Here is a 16,010-nt window from a genome sequence, read left to right as displayed (position 1 = left end):
GGGCTGGCCATTTTCATTGTTCATCGTCGAACGCGCTGCTAAGACGCCGCCATCCTGGTCAACGAAATGACATGGAATGTCTGGCGTCATGAAAATTCTTGCGGGCAACTCCAATCGGCCCCTCAGCGAGGCGATCGCCGCCTATTTGGGCGTGCCTCTCACCAAATGCGTGGTGCGGCGCTTCGCCGATATGGAAGTCTTCGTAGAGATTCAAGAAAATGTCCGCGGAGAGGACACGTTCGTCGTCCAGTCCACCTCCTTCCCCACCAATGACCATCTGATGGAGGCGTTGATCATGATCGACGCCTTGCGCCGCGCCTCGGCGCGCCGCATCACGGCGGTCATGCCCTATTTCGGTTACGCGCGGCAAGATCGCAAGCCCGGCCCGCGCACCCCGATTTCGGCCAAGCTGGTGGCCAATCTGATCACCCGCGCCGGCGCCGACCGCGTGCTCACCGTCGATCTCCACGCCGGCCAGATTCAGGGCTTTTTCGACATTCCCACCGACAATCTGTTCGCCGCGCCGGTGCTGGTGCGCGACATCCAGGACAAGCTCGACCTCTCCAATGTGATGGTGGTGTCGCCCGACGTCGGCGGCGTGGTGCGCGCCCGCGCGCTCGCCAAGCGCATCAACGCGCCGCTCGCCATCGTGGACAAGCGCCGCGAGCGCGCCGGCGAATCGGAAGTGATGAACATCATCGGCGAAGTGAAGGGCAAGAGCTGCATCCTCGTCGACGACATCGTCGATTCCGGCGGCACCCTGTGCAACGCGGCGGAAGCGCTGCTCAAGCAGGGCGCGGCGGACGTGCGCGCCTATATCACCCATGGCGTGCTGTCGGGCGGCGCGGTGGCGCGCATTTCCGCGTCGAAACTCAAGGAACTGGTGATCACCGATTCGATCCAGTCGACGGAAGCCGTGCGCGTGACCAAGAACATGCGCGTGGTTTCGATCGCGCCTCTGATCGGCGAGGCCATTGACCGGACGGCGAAGGAAGAGAGCGTTTCCAGCCTGTTCAACTGAGCGCGCCGGGGCCAGAACGCCTTGCGCGCCCGGCCCTGGTCGTTCGGATACGAAACCCGAATGGATCGTTCGGGTTTCGTATAACGCGACTCCCGTAACGCGCCGTGTCTCACGCAGCCCGAGCTTCGGCATGGGAGCTGAGCGGGTGATCGAATTGCACGCCCGCGAATCCATCCTTGACCCAAACGAGTTTCGCCGGCGCTTTGGATTGGTCTTCAAACTCGAGGATGATGCGTTCACCGCTGCCAAGGTCAGGCGAGGCGACGACCTTGGCGCCTGTGTCCGAAATATCGACCAATTTCGTCTTGACGCGGACGCCGTTCGTCTGAATCACGACCGCCTCGGTTGAAAGTCGCCGCGTGGCTTCGCGCCGGTTTTTCACATCTTGGCTCAATTCGGTCAAAAAGTCCTCGACCGCGTCGGCCAGCCTTTTGGTCGAATCGGCGAGCAGGCCGGTCGCATCGGTCACGCGACCCGCTTCTGTATTGGTCTCGCCGATGACCGACGCGACACTCTCCACATTCTTCGAGGCGTTCTTAGAGCTATCCGACGCCTGCGATATGGCGCGCGCGATTTCTCCCGTCGCCTCGCTTTGCTGATCGACCGACGCGGCGACGGCGTTTGTCATCGAATCAATTTCGGTTACGGCGGCCGTGATCGCCCTGATATCCGTGACGGCTTGCTGCGTCGCGCCCTGGATCGCCGCGATCTGCGCCGCGATTTCATCGGTCGCCTGGGCGGTTTGCCCGGCCAGCGCCTTCACCTCCGAAGCCACCACCGCAAAGCCCTTGCCGGCGTCGCCCGCGCGCGCCGCCTCGATGGTGGCGTTCAGCGCCAGCAGATTGGTCTGTTGGGCGATCGTGCGGATCATTTCGACGATCGCGCCGACCTTGTTCGAGACTTCGACGAGGCCGGAAATGTTGAGGTCCGTCTGGCGGGCGATGTCTGTCGCCTGGTTCGCCTTCTTGCTGGCGCCCTGGATTTGCGTCGAGATTTCGTTGATGGAGGCGGTGAGTTGTTCCGCGGCGACGGAAACGGTCTGGATATTGACCGAGGAGTCGGAAGCCGCGTCCCGCGCCGAACCGGCCGTCTTGTCGGCGCGAAAGGCGACATCCGTCAAGGTCAGCGCCGTCCCTTTCATCTTGCCGGTCTCGGACCCCACGGCGGCGACGACTTCACCGATCAAGATGCGGAAACGGCCGATCAAACCTTGCATCACCGACTGGCGGTGAAGCTCGACCTGACGCTCGGATCGCGCCGCTTCCTGGAGACGCGCGCGCTCAATGGCGTTCTCCCGGAACACGGCGATGGCGTGCGCCATGGCGCCGAATTCCTTGTCGTCTTCGAAGCCTTTCATTTCGACGGAGAGATTTCCTGCGGCCATGGCCGTCATGGACGCGGTCATCGCCTTGATCGGATTGGCGATGCTGCGCGCGATGACCAGCGCCAGGGCGCCGCCCAGCAAGACGCTGATGAAGCCGATGATCAACGAAACAACAATGACTGTCGAGATTTCCGCATTGGTCGCGCCTTCAGCGTCCTTGGCGGCCTTCGCGTAGTCAGCGGACAGGTCCTTCGAAATGACTTCGATCTTGGCGCCGGGGCCGTCGGCGGCGGCGAGGATCGCCTTCGCCTCAGGGGTGTCTATGTTCGGGTTGTGGCCTTTGATTTCCTTGAACCGATCCGCCTCCGCCTTATAGGAAGCGATCTCGCGGCTCAGCTCTTCAACTTTCGCATGGCGACGGGGATCGTATGTTATCGTGCTCAGTTCCGAGAATGTTTCCTGGGCGCGACTGAACGCCTCTTGCGCCTTGTCGTAGTCCGCAGCATCGCCGCGGGCCAACAACCGCCAGAACCGGAAGCGGGCCTGATAGATCTGCCGCTCGACTTCCTGATTCAGCAATTCAGCGCCCTTGAAATGCATCATATCGGCCACGGCGACCTGGGTCGATCGCCCCGAATAGGCCGAAAATCCGACGACGCTGGCGAGCAACAACATCAACGCGCCGAACCCGACCAGCAGGCGTGCGGCAATCCTCATCTTCTGGAACATTGGATATCCCAATCTTTCAAGCTCGTTTCGAGCCGAAGGCCAATGGTCGCGGCAACTTGTGTTGCGGCGAGTCTTCCGAGATCCAATGATCGCAAAGGCGCGCTGACGCACGATGTACAATCTGTGGTTGCTGAACCATGTTACCGCAACCCTTTACAAGCTGTTAAAATTTCGACGTCTCTGTTAACCGATTTGGGGAAGATGACGCCAATGGCATGATTTGCCGCCGCCCCACGGCGCCCGACAAATCTTCCACCCCCATCGCGGCTTCAACCAGGGTCGCGGCCGAGATCAACCGCACGCCATCGGCGGCGATGCGCCGCGCGAAGACCTCGGCCTCGGGTTCATCGAACAGGATCGCGACCAGCGCCGATGTGTCGATCGCCATCGGATCGGCAAGCGGTGTTGTCCAAATCCACCCTGGCGCCTGTTCTTCCACCCCCCACCTATTGCGCCAGCGCAAGTCCAGCCCAGGCGCGACCATGAAGCTGTTGCATTCGCCGGGAATGCCGCGATATGGCTAAGCTCGCCGTTCCGTTCCGTGAGTTTGAAATGACCTTCGAAAACGACCTCAAATCCATCATCCGCACGATTCCCGATTATCCCAAGCCGGGCATCATGTTCCGCGACATCACCACGCTGCTGGGCGACGCCCGCGCCTTCCGCCGCGCCGTGGACGAGTTGGTGCAGCCCTTCGCCGGCCAAAAGATCGACTCTGTCGCAGGCATGGAGGCGCGCGGCTTCATCCTCGGCGGCGCCGTGGCGCACCAGCTCTCCGCCGGCTTCATTCCGATCCGCAAGAAGGGCAAGCTGCCGCACACCACGGTTTCCGTGGCCTATAGCCTCGAATACGGCCTCGACGAGATGGAAATGCACCAGGACGCGGTCAAGCCGGGCGAGAAGGTGCTCCTGATTGACGACCTGATCGCCACCGGCGGCACCGCGACCGGCGCGGTCAAGCTGCTGCGCCAGATGGAGGCCGTGGTGGTCGCGGCCTGTTTCGTGATCGACCTGCCCGAACTCGGCGGCGCCGACAAGATCCGCGCGCTCGACGTGCCCGCGCGCGCGCTGGTCACCTTCGAGGGGCATTAACGCGGCTTCAAAAAGACTCGTTTCGGATTGACGAAAGGTTTGAGCGTGTTCGCGGGAGCGCGCTCAAATGGCCTCTCCTGTTCCGAAGGCTCCGCGCAAGCCAGTCAGCCGACACTGGGCGGGACTGGGTAAAGGCCGCGCATCCGCGCGGTGGCGCCAAGGATGACCGGATGTATTATGAGCGCCGCGCGTCGACGCGCCACAAGATTTTCGATAATGTCGAAGCCGTGATCTTCTACGGCGAGTTGCAGATTCGCGCGCGGATCGCCGACATTTCCGACGACGGTCTGCGCGTCGTGGTCAATGACAGCGCGACTCATCCCCTGCCCCATTCGCTAAAAGTCGGCAGCCATATCGAGTTGGCGGTCAAGGCGGACGACCGCGTCATCGAATGCGAAGTGCGGCGGATCGGCGAGGGGGGCGAGCTCGGCCTGCGCTATTTTGACGGCGTGAGCAGCCTCCGGCGCAAGGCGCTGATGAAAAAGATCGCGAGCTGACAGCTTCGCGCGAGCCTCGTGGCGCATGATCCCCGAGCAATTCGGATCGACCTCATGATTAAGACGCATCTCCTCCTCTCCGCCGCGCTCCTCTGCGGCGCGATATTCACCGCGCCGGCGCATGCGGACCCCAAACCGCGCTGCGCCGTCGGCGACATCTGCGAACTCACCTTTCCCCTGTTCGGCTGCAAGGATGAAGTCCCCCTGCGCCGATGGGTGGAGCTTTATGTCGACGCAACCCCGGAAAAGGCGGAGGCCTATATCACCGAGCAGGAAGAGGCCGGCCAATGCATGCGTTTCTACAAGGGCGACAAGCTGCGCATCGTCCGCTACATCGGCTTGAGTCGGCTGGAGGCCATGCAGCCCAACGGCGAGCAGCGCTGGCTGATGCTGCTGAAGTGACCCGCGAAAGGGCGTCCGCCGACGCCCGTCCTCGCCAGGCAAGTTGAACGTCGACAGCCGCCCGCGCGCGGGCTAATCAGGCCTCGTCCCCGCGACATGAGGCCGCCCATGTCCAGCATGCTTTGCGCCATCGTCAAGAATGAAGCGCCCTATCTGGTCGAATGGGTCGCCTGGCATCGCATGGTCGGCTTCGACCTGATCGCGATCTACGACAACGACTCCACCGACCAGACGCCCGACCTGCTCGCCCGCATGCGCCGCATCGGCCTCATCGACGCCCACATCCCCTGGCCGAGCGTTGCGGCCTCGCCGCAATTGCTGGCCTATGGCGACGCCGTGCGCGGCTGTCCGACCGACTGGCTGATGTTCCTCGACGCCGACGAATTCCTCATGCTCAAGACGACCAGGCGGGTGAACGACTTCATCGCGTCTTTCCCGGCCGACGTCGCCTGCATCGGCGTGAACTGGCGGCTGTTCGGGTCTTCGGGCGAAACGGTTTTTTCGCCACGCCCGGTGATGGAGCGTTTTTCGCGCGCCGCCAGCGCGCAGTCTCCCATCAATCGCCACGTCAAGAGCCTGTTTCGCCCGCGCGCGGTCGCCGAGGTTCACATGCACGCGCCGACGCTCGCCAGCGGCCGGGCGGTGCTGGCCAATGGCGCGCCGCTGGAGATGGAGCCGCACGGACTCGCGACCCATGTTGACTGGTCGGTGGCGCAGGTGAATCACTATTTCTGCAAGAGTCTTGAAGAATATCAGGTCAAGCGCGCGCGCGGCGACGTGCATCGCGGCGCCGACGACCCCGCGAAATACGACAAATATACCCAGGATCTGTTCGCGCACCACGACCTGAACGACGAGCCCGACGACAGCGCCGCGCCCTGGCTGCCGGACCTCGGCCCGATTTGCGCCGATCTGCGCCGCCGGCTTGGCTTGACCGGCGCCGCCCCGGAATCGAACCCCGAATGACCTATTCTTGATGCTCAGGCATTGCGTTCGCGCCGAGCGCGGCGATGTCCGTGGCGCGTCATGAAGCTTCCGCGCCGCCGCCAGCGCGCGGCGCCGGCGGCGGCGGGGCGCCAACGGTTTCGACGGATTCCAGTTGCGCGAGGTTGGCCTGGTAACGGCTGACGATCAGACGGACCAGATACAGGCCGAATTCGGGATTCTGGAAGTAAAGCTGCTCGAATTGCTCATAGGTGATGGCGAGCAGCCGCACGTCGGTGCGGCACAAGGCGGAGGCGGTGCGACGGCCCTCGGCCGTGAACATGGCCATCTCCCCGAACAGGTCGCCCGGCTTGAGGACGCGGCCGATTTCCGGCGCCTCGACGGCGCCTTCGATCAGCATGAAGGCGTTGTCGGCCACATCGCCCTTGCGGAACACATACGCGCCCTGGCTCAACCGGACCGGATGCATGAAGGGCTTCAGCCATTCGACATTGAGATCGGTGTTGGCCGCGATCTTGACGCTGGCGACGAGCTTGCGCATTTCGCGCAGCCGCAACAGGTCGATCGGCAGGATGATGATATGGCGGATCAAGGTCGCGGGATTGGCGCTGCAAACGCTGACGATCAGCCCGAACAGGTTGGACAGGACCGAAGCGACGCGCAGGCGGATCATCGTCTTCGAGACCGTCGAGACGATCGCCGCGATGGTTTGCAGCCAAGCAAGCGCGATCAGCAGATAAAGGAGGTTTTCGCTCGACATCCAGGCTCCCGACGCGATGGCGTTCACAGGCGACAAGCCTCTGCTTTGTCGCCAATATTCAAGCGATATGTCGGTTGCATGACAGGCCCCGTCATGCCGCCGCATGCGCCGCGGTCAACGCCAGGGCGAACACGAAATGGGTCAGCGCGTGCAGGCTCTGGTCGAGTCCCAGCAGACGCCAATAGACGGCCGTGCTGGGCGTGGCCGAGGCGCGCCGCGCCAAAACGCCCTTGCCGCGATCGACAGCGGCGTGAACGACGAAATCCAAAGCCGCCAGCCAGAACAGCGCCGGGGCCAGAGCCACGCAGAGCAGCAGCGTGCCGAGCGCGTGGATCGCGGCATGGGCCGCGAGCGGCGCGCGCCAGCCTTCGACGCGCTCCTTGCCAAGCGCCATCCAGCTCGATTGCAGATAAAAATCCGCAACCAGATGCTTGACGATGAAAAGCACGACGGCGACGCAGAGCCATGTCGTGGGAAGTTGTGCGGGAAGAGTGCCGATGGTCGCCCCTCGATGTTGAATTGACCCGGAATTTTAAGCAGGCGCTGGCGCCGTTTGACAAGTCCGCCGCGCCGAGATTGTCGCGCTTCAGCTCGATCCGCGCTATGGTTCGCGCCCGCCTGGAATGGAGCCCGTTCATGAATGCCCGCCATGTCGCTTGAGCGAGGCCGTTCTCGAGGCGGCTCCTGCTGGCTTTATCGTGGCGCGTTCGCGCTGAACCTCGGCCTGTTCATCGCCTGCGCGCTGGGCGCGCCGCGCGCGCTGGACGATGTGCGCAATCTCGTGTTCGATCGTTTCCAGCAACTCGATCCCGCCCCGTTCAACCCGACCGGTCCTGTCCGCGTCGCGGCCATTGACGAGGCCAGTCTCGCCGCGCTGGGGCAATGGCCCTGGCCGCGCCTCCGCCTCGCCGAACTGACGGAGAAACTGCGGGGTATGGGCGCATCGGCCATTGGTTTCGACGTGGTCTTCGCCGAAGCCGACCGCCTCAACCCGCAAGCCCTTCTCGCCAGCCTGCCGCCGGAGCTGCGGACGGCGGAACTGGCGGAAAAGTTTTCGCGCGCGCCCAGCAACGACGCGCGTTTCGCCGCCGCGCTCGCCACGGCGCCAAGCGTCTTGGGGCTGAGCTTCCTCAACACGCCCGGCGGCGCGCTTCCGGCGCCGAAAGCCGGCGTCGCCATGGCCGGCGACGACCCGGCCCTGTTCATTCCCGCCTTCGCCGGCGTCGCCGCGCCGCTGCCGCAACTTGCGCAAGCGGCTTCGGGACTGGGCGCGGTCAACTGGCTGCCCGACCGCGACCAGATCGTGCGGCGGGTTCCGCTGCTGGCGCGGCTGGGCGATCGTTACACGCCGTCGCTGGCGCTCGACGCGCTGCGTGTCGCGCTGGGCGCCACCACCTTGCTCGTGCGCGCCTCCAATGTCAGCGGGCAAATGGACTTTGGGGCGAAAACCGGCGTCAGCGGCTTGCGCGTCGGCGACCTGTCGATCGCGACCGACGCGCACGGCGCGGTGCGGCCGCATTTCTCGCCGCCCGATCCGCGCCGCATGTTGTCCATCGCCTCCCTTCTCAACGACCAAGTCCCGGCAAGCGAGATCCAGGGCCGCATCGTCCTGATCGGCCCGACCGCCTCGGGCCTGGGCGACGTCAGGGCGACGCCGATCGAACCCGCCATGGCCGGCGTCGAAATCCATGCCGAGATCATCGAACAGATCCTGGCGAACGCCCTGCTCACGCGCCCGGACTGGGCGCAGGGCGCGGAACTGGCCGCCGCGCTCGTCATGATCTGCCTGATGGCGGCGCTGCTGCCAAGAGTGTCGCCGCTCGCCGCCGGCGCCATCGCAATTGTCGCGGCCGCCGCCCTGTTCGCCGGCGCCTTGCTGGCTTTCGACAAAGCGGGGCTGCTGCTCGATCCCGTGGTCCCCGCGCTGGCCTTGAGCTTGCAGACGCTGACCGGGATTCTGGCGCTGTGGCGCGGCGAGCAAGCCGCCAAAGCCTATGTTCAGACCGCCTTTGGCAAGTTCCTGTCGCCGCTGGTGGTCGCGCGCCTCGCCGAAAACCCCGACAGGCTGGCGCTGGGGGGCGAGACGCGCGAAGTGACGGTGATGTTCGCCGACCTGCGCAATTTCACCAGCCTGTCCGAGGGGCTCGACGCGCAACATCTGACCCGGCTGCTCAACGCCTATCTGACGCCCATGACCGACGCGATTCTCGCGCGCGAGGGAACCATCGACAAATATATCGGCGACGCCATCATGGCGTTCTGGAACGCGCCGGTCGATGTGCCCCGCCATGCGCGCCGCGCCGTGGAGGCGGCGATGCTGATGCGCGCAGAGCTTGAACGGCTCAACACGTCGCTTGAGGCGCAAGCGCGCGCGGACGGGCGAGCCCATAACCCCCTGCGCATGGGAATCGGGCTGAATTTCGGACCTTGCAGCGTCGGCAACATGGGCTCGTTGCGGCGTTTCGATTATTCCGTGCTCGGCGACACCGTCAATCTGGCCTCGCGTCTCGAAGGCGCCAGCAAGCATTATGGCGTCGATCTCATCGCGAGCGAGGCGGTCGCGGTCGCGGCGCCCGAAGCGGCCTGGCTCGATCTCGATGTCGTCAAGGTCAAGGGACGCAACGCGCCGGTGCGCATCTTCACGGCCGCGGGCGGAGCCGAATTCGCGGCAACGTCCGAATTTGCAAACTGGCGCGCCGCGCATGACGCAATGCTCGCCAGCTATCGCGCCGGCGATTGCGAACAGGCGGCGGCGCAGGCGCGCGCGCTGGCGCAACAAGTCCCGGCGCCGTGGCGCGCGCTTTACGACTTCTTGCACGCGCAATTCACGGCGGCGGCTCCGTCGCAGCAGCCGGCGGTCCTGCTGACGCTCGACAGCAAATAGGCAAGGTTCAGCGGCCGCAGAGCTTGCCGTCCGGCGCGACATCTGAGCCTCTCAGGCTCGCGTAACCCTCGCGCGAACACAAAGCCGGATCGGACCCGCAGGCGGCGTCGGCGAACGAGAACGGCCGCGCGCCACTTTTGGCCGCGCCCGAACTGACCACGATGGCGTCGCCGGGATGGAGCAACTCGCCGCAATGATATTTTTCAAGGGCGCGGGCGTCGAGCTTGCGCGGATCGCCATCGTAGCGCGAACGCGGGCAGACCACCGCCTGGCCCTCGACCAGCGTGACGACGGTGCGACCGGGTTCGGAGCTGATATCGAGGATGGTGCCGCGCACGCCGATGGTGGCGTTGCCGGTCTTGATCTCATAGGCTTCCTTGGGCGAACCGCCCGAACTGAAGCGGAAGACGCCTTTGGCCAAATTGACCGCCGCATGGGCATAGGTGGCGTCGTCGCTATAGACGAAACGGTCGAGCTTCACCGTGGAGACCGGCCCCAGCGCGAGATTGGTGGCGTCGCGGAAAACGAATTTGGCTGAACTGTCCGGCCCCGTCCGCACGGATTCGTCGCGAAACACGTCGTCGTCGCGGTGAATGGCCGCGCCCCCACCGCCCTCGACCCTGACGACCTCGTTATTGGCGACGGTCGCGGCGCCGATCCTGTCTTCGGCCGAGCACGCGGGCGCCAACAGGGCGCCGGCCATGGCCACGGCGGGGAGGGTTTTCAAAAATCGCATGCCGGTCTCGCCCTTCAATGTCAAACGCCGCTCAGAAGGCCCAACGCAGACCCGCGCCGCCATGGATGGTGTCGCCAACCGGGCGGGCGCCAAGCGTTCCATCGGCAAAAACGTCCACCACCGCATTGTCGGCGAAGCGGTAGCCGACGCGCAGGCCATATTCGGCCCAATGATAATCGCCGAGGGTGGAATGGATGCCGGACAGCCCGAGCACGTCGCCGCTCAGGCCGCTTTGCGCGTCAAAGGATTGCGCGGCGGCGAGCGAGATCTGGGTTTCGAGCGCGCCGCCGAACAGATGGGTCCATTGCGCGCCGACCCGGACGACATTCAACCTGTCCGTTCCCCCGGCGACCGTCGCGGGCGAGGGATTGCCCGCGACGCTCTCGACATAGCCGCCGACGATTTGCCAACTGCGGGAGAGGCCCGCCCAGGCCGCCGCCTCGTCGATGGGCGACCAGCGATAAATCCATCCGAGCTTAGCGAAGGCGGAATAGGTCGCGACATCGGCGATTCCGGAGCCGCCGCGCGCCACGCCCGCGTCATCATAGGCGCGGTTGAAGCGGGCGCGCTGCCACGGCGAGGCGGAAGCGCCGATTTCGCCGAAGGGCCGCGAGGCGCCCCATTCCGTCTTGTCGTAGCGCAGCGCGCCAAGGAAGATCGGTGCGCCCGTCACCTCGACGCCGCCGCTGTGGTACTGGCTGTAGGCCGCGCCGCCAAGGAGAGCGAAATTGTCGCTGAGCGTCAGACGGCCATGCATGCCCGCGCTGAGCGATCCCACCGACCCGAACGTGCTGACGCAATTGTCGCAATTGATCTGTTCGTTGATGCCGCCGAGCACGCTGGCGAGCACCCCGTTGGTGATGAGCGCGCCGATGCGGTCGCCGGCCAGCTTGTTGAACGACGACGTCACCGCCCCGCTGGTGAGGCCGTTGAAGACGAGATAAACGTCCTTGGAATCATAGGCCAGCACCGGCAGGCTGGTGGTGAGGCCGGTCACGGTCAGGCTGCTGAAAACCCCGGAAACGCCGCCGCTGGCGGTCAGGATGGTGTAGCGCGATCCGGCGGTCGTCGCCGCGCCCGCCCAGGTCGCCGCGACCTTGCCGGCAAGACTCGCCGAACCCGTGGTGGTCAGAAGGCTCGAACCGCTCGGCCCGACCGAGACGGCATAGGTCGAGCCGGAGGCGAAGGTGACATTGCCGGTGGAATGCAGCGTTCCATAAGGCTGCGCCGCATTGCCCGGCGCAAGCGCGCCGCCGGAGGACACCGCGATGGCGCCGACCGCGCCGACGCCGCGCAGCGTCGCGCCATTCTGGACGGTCGTTGAAGAAACAATCGAGCCATCCACCTCCAGCATGCCCTGCGCAACCGTGGTCGCGCCGGTGTAGGTGTCGGCGCCCGTGAGGACGAGGGCTCCCGTTCCCAGCTTTGTCAGCGCGCCCGAGCCGGAAATGACCCCGCTCAGGGTGACGGTGGAAGCGCCGGTGTCGATGGTGGGATCGCCCGCGCCGGAGAACACGATTTTGTTCGACACGACCATGGACGAGAGCAGATTGAGCGTCGTGGCGTCGGCGAGGTGAAGCGAACCCGAACCGAGCGATTGCGCGCTGGAAATCGCCAGCGCGCCGGCATCGACAAAGGTTCCGCCCGAATAGGCGTTGGCGCCCGTGAGCGTCAGCTTTCCCGCGCCGGCCTGGGTGAGGGAGCCGGTTCCGCTTATGGCCTGCGCGACCGTTATGGCGTCGGAGCGGTCGAACACCAGGCTGGCGTTATCGACCACGGCGCCGGAGCCAAGCGTTCCGCTCGCGCCGCCGGCGCCGATCCGCAATACGCCGGCGCTGATCGTGGTGGTCCCGGCATAGAGGTTGTCGCCGGTGAGCGTCAGCGTTCCCGCGCCGGCCTTGGTCAGGGCCAACCGCCCCAAACCGTCGGTGAGCAGGCCGGCAAAGGTTGAGGAGGAGCCATCCCCTCCCACCGTCAGCGCGCCATTGCCGCTGGAGGCGCTGCCGGAAATCGTTCCCGAACCGCTGACGCCAGCGATGACCAAGCTATGCCCGCCGAGATCCAGCGTGGCGCCTGCATCGACTGTCACCCGCGTCTGTGTCGACAGCGCGCCATCGAGGCCGAGCGACAAGGTTCCCCCCGCCACTTCCGTCGAACCGGTATAGGTCGCCGCCGCGGCGAGGGTCAGGACTCCGGCGCCCGCCTTGACGAACGAGCCCTGACTTGCGCCATCCCTGATCGCGGTCGCGATGACGGCGCCAAAACCGTTGGTATCGACGATTCCCTGGCCGCTCAGCGTGAAGGCGGTGGGCGAAAGCGAAAGCCCATCCATCATCAGTGTCAGGCGTCCGCCATTCGCGATCGCCAAAGTGCTGGCGTTGGTCGCCGTCGCGTCGTTGATCTCCAGCGTTCCCGACGAAATCCGCGTTCCCCCGGTATAGCTCTTCGCGCCCGCAAGATAGAGCGTTCCCACCCCGCCCATGTTCAGGCCAGCGGCGCCGGTGACGTCGCTGTTGATCTCGACGGTCGTGCCGGAGTCGGGCGCGATATTGGCGAAACCGCAATCGTGCGTGCAGGTCGGGTCGCTCCCGAGCTGGACGGGGGCGCGCCACCCATTGCCCCAATGGACGCTGTCCGGGGTGTAATCCGCCATCGTCTCCAATGTGGCGCCTGCCGAGATCGTCACCACGGGGAGACCGCTGAGCGAGCCATTGGTTTGGCGACGCGGCGTACCCAGGCCATTGGCGGAATTGATGGCGACCGTTCCCTGTTCGATCTGGACGCCGCCGTTGAAATAATTGTCCTCCGACAGATAGAGCGTTCCGCTTCCCGTTTTGATCACGCCGGCGTCGGAGGCCGCGTCGTTCCCGGGGATCTGGTAGCCCTCCATGAAGTGGTTGACGATGATGTCGCCGCCCGATGTGTCGAACGTCGCCGCTTCCGCCGCGTTCACGCCGACCAGAATGGTGTTGGTGATCGTGACCGGACCGCCGCCCTGCGAAGCGAGCGTGGCGTTGCCGATGGCGACGATCCCGCCGCCAAGAGCGTCGCCCCTGCCGATGATCAGCTTCCCGTCGGTCACAGCCAGGCTGGCGCCCAGCGACGTTCCGTTGCCATAGGCGTAGCCGGCGTCGCCCGTTTGCGTGTTGACGCCTGTCAGCGTCAGCGCCCCCGCGCCGGTTTTGATCAAGGCGACCCGTCCGACGCCGTTGGCGATCGTTCCGGAATAGGTCTCGTCGGCCGAATTATCGATTGTCAGCACGGCGGCGGTGCTGGAAGTGTTGGTCACCCCTGCCGGATAGGCGCCGAGGCTGGTCTTTGTCGTATTGCCGCCAGCCAGATCCAGAGTCTCCGCTTGCACGACGCAAGGCGCGACGGCCAGGGCCGTCCCGGCCAGCAGAAGCGCGCGCGAGATCGTTCGGCGCCGATGCGCCGCGATACTGCATTTTGTCATGAATCCGCCCTAGTGAAGGTCGCCCTAACCTTGACAGCAGATAAGCCCTCCCTTGCGGCATGGTGTCAAGATTGCATGAGGCGGATAAGACAGCGCAACAAGTGAATGAGACGTTTTGCCAAAAATAAGACGTGTCGAGTTGCCTCGCAATAAATCATAGTTCAAACTCCAGAACGCCATGAAAAGCAATGCCGTGATTTATCGCAGCGCCATCGGGAAAGAAGGAGTGGACTTGGATAAAGCAGAACAAAACATGCAAAACGTCTCGTCCTTGGTGCCGAGTTTCGGTTTCCTCAGTGAAACGATGGACCCCGACGCCAATATCGCCGCCTGGCGCGAGGCGGTGGCGACCATGTTCGAGGTTGATGAACTGGCGGCGGGCGAACCCGGTCCGTTCCGCGCCGATCTGCAATCCTACGTCATGGGCCCGGTCCTGTTCGGCCTGTCGCGCGCCAGCGGCCAGTGTTTCCGGCGCACGGCGGAAACCGTGGCGCGCAGCGGCGTCGATCACATCTTCATCCAGCTCTATCTCAAGGGCGGCTATGAGGGCGTCGCCGGCGCGCTGCCGATTCGCGTCCGGCCCGGCGATATCTGCGTGCTCGACCTCGCGCAGACGCTGGAGACCCGCGCCACCGCCTTCGAAAATTTCAACCTTGTGATTCCCCGGCCGATGATCGACCGCCGCCTGCCGCAGCCCGATGCGCTGCATGGCCTGGTCCTGCCCGCCGACGGCGTGCTGACGCGGCTGCTGGCGCGCCATTTCGCCGCGCTGTTCGATTGCGCGCCGCGCATGACCTTCGATGAATGCCAGGCGGTGGTCGAAGGCACGATCGCGCTGATTGTCGCCTGTCTCAGCGGCGAGTTGGAGCGGCGCGACGCCGCCGCTGGCGACGCCGGCAATCTGTCGCTGATTCGCCTGCGCCAGCATGTCGAGGCGCGGCTGGGCGCCGGCGATCTCTCCGCCGAATCCCTGGCCGCGCATTTCGGCCTGTCGCGCGCCACGCTTTACCGCATGTTTTCGCCGCTCGGCGGGGTGGCCGAATATATTCGCGGCCGCCGCCTGCACCGGGCCTTCTTCGATCTGGCGGCGGCGACGTCCAAGGGGCCGCGCGTCAGCGAGGTGGCGCGGCGCTGGCATCTCGGCAGCGAGGCCAATTTCAGCCGCGCGTTCAAGGCGGCCTATGGCGTCAGTCCCAAGGCGGCGCGGGCGGCGGCCTTGCTCAGCGAACCGGCGACGGGCGCCTCGCCCGTGACGCGCTGGATGCGCGACATCGCGCCTCGGGTCGGAACCTGAGGCGCGCGGCGCCCGCGAAGGTCCGGTTTTCGCCCGTTTTGGCCAATCAGCGCGACGGCACAAACGCCGCATTGACATAGAATACTATTTTGATAGACTAAATTATCTTTCCACATTGACGAAATTGGCGTGCCGATCATGGACCGGATTGATCTCAAAATACTCAAAATTCTCCAAAACGACGCCACGGTCACCGTGGCCGAGATTGCGGAAAAGGTGGCCCTGTCGGCCACCCCGTGCTGGAAACGCATCCAGAAGCTGGAGGCCTCCGGCGTGTTGCGCAAGCGGGTCGGGCTGGTCAGCGGCGGCAAGGTCGGCCTCGGCCTGACCGTCCACATTTCGATCCAGACCGGCGATCACGGGGCCGAGCGCCTCGAAAATTTCGTCCGCGCGGTCTCGCTCATGCCGGAGGTCGTGGAATTCTGCCGGCTCGCCGGCGAGGTCGATTACGTCCTGAAGGTGGTGACGACCGACATTTCCGCCTATGACGCTTTTTACAAGAGGCTGACCGCGCTGATGCCGCTGCGCAATGTCTCCTCGCATTTCGAATTGCAGTCGATCAAATCCACCACCGCCCTGCCGCTCGAACTGATCGATCCGGGCGAGCCCGCGCACGAAGCCGCCGCGCTGGTGTCCCAACAGCGCGTCGTCGCGCTTCGCACCATGTGAGACCAGCGCGGCGCGGCGTCATTTCCGCCGCAACCCGTGCAGCACATCGACCAACAGATCGACATCCTCGCAGGTATTGTAGAAGGCGAGCGAGGGCCGCACTGTGGCCTCCAGGCCGAAGCGGCGCAGGATGGGCTGGGCGCAATGGTGGCCCGAGCGCACCGCGATCCCCTCGGCGTCGAGCGCCTTGCCGACTTCCACCG

The 16,010-nt window shown here is 65.0% G+C and carries 15 protein-coding genes; 8 read left to right on the top strand and 7 right to left on the bottom strand.

Going from position 1 to position 16,010, the window contains the following annotated elements; translation table 11 throughout:
* Nucleotides 1–88: 88 nt before the first annotated feature.
* Nucleotides 89–1,021: a ribose-phosphate pyrophosphokinase gene (locus tag CCR94_RS11475; protein WP_104508071.1), complete on the top strand. Its 933-nt coding sequence runs from the start codon at nt 89–91 to the stop codon at nt 1,019–1,021.
* Nucleotides 1,022–1,130: 109 nt separating this feature from the next.
* Here the strand turns inward: CCR94_RS11475 and CCR94_RS11470 are convergent, their stop codons facing one another.
* Both CCR94_RS11470 and CCR94_RS26655 read right to left on the bottom strand, forming a co-directional pair.
* Nucleotides 1,131–3,074: a methyl-accepting chemotaxis protein gene (locus tag CCR94_RS11470; RefSeq protein WP_104507985.1), complete on the bottom strand. Its 1,944-nt coding sequence runs from the start codon at nt 3,072–3,074 to the stop codon at nt 1,131–1,133.
* A gap of 163 nt (nt 3,075–3,237) precedes the next feature.
* Entirely contained in the window at nt 3,238–3,558 is a 321-nt protein-coding gene (locus tag CCR94_RS26655) for a type II toxin-antitoxin system VapC family toxin (RefSeq protein WP_425332327.1), read from the bottom strand.
* A gap of 68 nt (nt 3,559–3,626) precedes the next feature.
* Between CCR94_RS26655 and CCR94_RS11460 the strand changes: the two genes are divergently transcribed.
* The 4 genes from CCR94_RS11460 (at nt 3,627) to CCR94_RS11445 (ending at nt 6,031) form a co-directional block, all read left to right on the top strand.
* Complete coding sequence (locus tag CCR94_RS11460) at nt 3,627–4,166, top strand: adenine phosphoribosyltransferase (protein ID WP_104508070.1); 540 nt, start codon at nt 3,627–3,629, stop codon at nt 4,164–4,166.
* 170 nt (nt 4,167–4,336) lie between these two features.
* A complete protein-coding gene (locus tag CCR94_RS11455; protein ID WP_104507983.1) occupies nt 4,337–4,663 on the top strand; it encodes a PilZ domain-containing protein in 327 nt (108 codons plus the stop codon).
* Between the two features lie 54 nt (nt 4,664–4,717).
* The gene (locus tag CCR94_RS11450; protein WP_104507982.1) at nt 4,718–5,065 is read left to right on the top strand and encodes a hypothetical protein; all 348 of its coding nucleotides are present in this window, start codon (nt 4,718–4,720) and stop codon (nt 5,063–5,065) included.
* A gap of 108 nt (nt 5,066–5,173) precedes the next feature.
* Nucleotides 5,174–6,031, top strand: a complete 858-nt coding sequence (locus tag CCR94_RS11445; RefSeq protein ID WP_158254724.1) for a glycosyltransferase family 2 protein — start codon at nt 5,174–5,176, stop codon at nt 6,029–6,031.
* A gap of 58 nt (nt 6,032–6,089) precedes the next feature.
* On the opposite strand, the gene CCR94_RS11440 is transcribed toward CCR94_RS11445, so the two are convergent.
* Nucleotides 6,090–6,770 carry a cyclic nucleotide-binding domain-containing protein gene (locus tag CCR94_RS11440; RefSeq protein ID WP_104508069.1) on the bottom strand — a complete coding sequence of 227 codons (681 nt, stop codon included), beginning with the start codon at nt 6,768–6,770 and terminating at the stop codon, nt 6,090–6,092.
* A gap of 91 nt (nt 6,771–6,861) precedes the next feature.
* Entirely contained in the window at nt 6,862–7,218 is a 357-nt protein-coding gene (locus CCR94_RS11435; protein WP_244594035.1) for a DUF3307 domain-containing protein, read from the bottom strand.
* Between the two features lie 201 nt (nt 7,219–7,419).
* Between CCR94_RS11435 and CCR94_RS11425 the strand changes: the two genes are divergently transcribed.
* The gene (locus CCR94_RS11425; RefSeq protein ID WP_158254723.1) at nt 7,420–9,654 is read left to right on the top strand and encodes a CHASE2 domain-containing protein; all 2,235 of its coding nucleotides are present in this window, start codon (nt 7,420–7,422) and stop codon (nt 9,652–9,654) included.
* 7 nt (nt 9,655–9,661) lie between these two features.
* Here the strand turns inward: CCR94_RS11425 and CCR94_RS11420 are convergent, their stop codons facing one another.
* Both CCR94_RS11420 and CCR94_RS11415 read right to left on the bottom strand, forming a co-directional pair.
* Nucleotides 9,662–10,390, bottom strand: a complete 729-nt coding sequence (locus CCR94_RS11420; protein ID WP_158254722.1) for a FecR family protein — start codon at nt 10,388–10,390, stop codon at nt 9,662–9,664.
* A 31-nt stretch (nt 10,391–10,421) separates the two neighbouring features.
* Complete coding sequence (locus CCR94_RS11415) at nt 10,422–13,844, bottom strand: autotransporter-associated beta strand repeat-containing protein (RefSeq protein WP_104507976.1); 3,423 nt, start codon at nt 13,842–13,844, stop codon at nt 10,422–10,424.
* Nucleotides 13,845–14,097: 253 nt separating this feature from the next.
* Between CCR94_RS11415 and CCR94_RS11410 the strand changes: the two genes are divergently transcribed.
* Entirely contained in the window at nt 14,098–15,138 is a 1,041-nt protein-coding gene (locus CCR94_RS11410; RefSeq protein WP_104508068.1) for an AraC-like ligand-binding domain-containing protein, read from the top strand.
* A 138-nt stretch (nt 15,139–15,276) separates the two neighbouring features.
* A complete protein-coding gene (locus tag CCR94_RS11405) occupies nt 15,277–15,807 on the top strand; it encodes an Lrp/AsnC family transcriptional regulator (protein ID WP_104507975.1) in 531 nt (176 codons plus the stop codon).
* An 18-nt stretch (nt 15,808–15,825) separates the two neighbouring features.
* On the opposite strand, the gene CCR94_RS11400 is transcribed toward CCR94_RS11405, so the two are convergent.
* The coding region (locus CCR94_RS11400; protein ID WP_146089968.1) for an aminotransferase class V-fold PLP-dependent enzyme at nt 15,826–16,010 on the bottom strand (185 nt) is incomplete at its 5' end.

The sequence above is a fragment of the Rhodoblastus sphagnicola genome, from assembly GCF_002937075.1.
Classification (GTDB): Bacteria; Pseudomonadota; Alphaproteobacteria; order Rhizobiales; family Beijerinckiaceae; genus Rhodoblastus; species Rhodoblastus sphagnicola.
The sequence above is the reverse complement of the archived record's forward strand: the minus strand, read 5'-3'. Positions and strand labels throughout refer to the sequence as shown.

Coding starts and splice junctions, on each gene's coding strand:
- CCR94_RS11415 (WP_104507976.1), bottom strand. CDS start 13,844: ATGACAAAATGCAGTATCGCGGCGCATCGGCGCCGAACGATCTCGCGC.
- CCR94_RS11450 (WP_104507982.1), top strand. CDS start 4,718: ATGATTAAGACGCATCTCCTCCTCTCCGCCGCGCTCCTCTGCGGCGCG.
- CCR94_RS11475 (WP_104508071.1), top strand. CDS start 89: ATGAAAATTCTTGCGGGCAACTCCAATCGGCCCCTCAGCGAGGCGATC.
- CCR94_RS11420 (WP_158254722.1), bottom strand. CDS start 10,390: ATGCGATTTTTGAAAACCCTCCCCGCCGTGGCCATGGCCGGCGCCCTG.
- CCR94_RS26655 (WP_425332327.1), bottom strand. CDS start 3,558: ATGGTCGCGCCTGGGCTGGACTTGCGCTGGCGCAATAGGTGGGGGGTG.
- CCR94_RS11455 (WP_104507983.1), top strand. CDS start 4,337: ATGTATTATGAGCGCCGCGCGTCGACGCGCCACAAGATTTTCGATAAT.
- CCR94_RS11405 (WP_104507975.1), top strand. CDS start 15,277: ATGGACCGGATTGATCTCAAAATACTCAAAATTCTCCAAAACGACGCC.
- CCR94_RS11410 (WP_104508068.1), top strand. CDS start 14,098: ATGCAAAACGTCTCGTCCTTGGTGCCGAGTTTCGGTTTCCTCAGTGAA.
- CCR94_RS11425 (WP_158254723.1), top strand. CDS start 7,420: ATGTCGCTTGAGCGAGGCCGTTCTCGAGGCGGCTCCTGCTGGCTTTAT.
- CCR94_RS11470 (WP_104507985.1), bottom strand. CDS start 3,074: ATGTTCCAGAAGATGAGGATTGCCGCACGCCTGCTGGTCGGGTTCGGC.
- CCR94_RS11460 (WP_104508070.1), top strand. CDS start 3,627: ATGACCTTCGAAAACGACCTCAAATCCATCATCCGCACGATTCCCGAT.
- CCR94_RS11445 (WP_158254724.1), top strand. CDS start 5,174: ATGTCCAGCATGCTTTGCGCCATCGTCAAGAATGAAGCGCCCTATCTG.
- CCR94_RS11440 (WP_104508069.1), bottom strand. CDS start 6,770: ATGTCGAGCGAAAACCTCCTTTATCTGCTGATCGCGCTTGCTTGGCTG.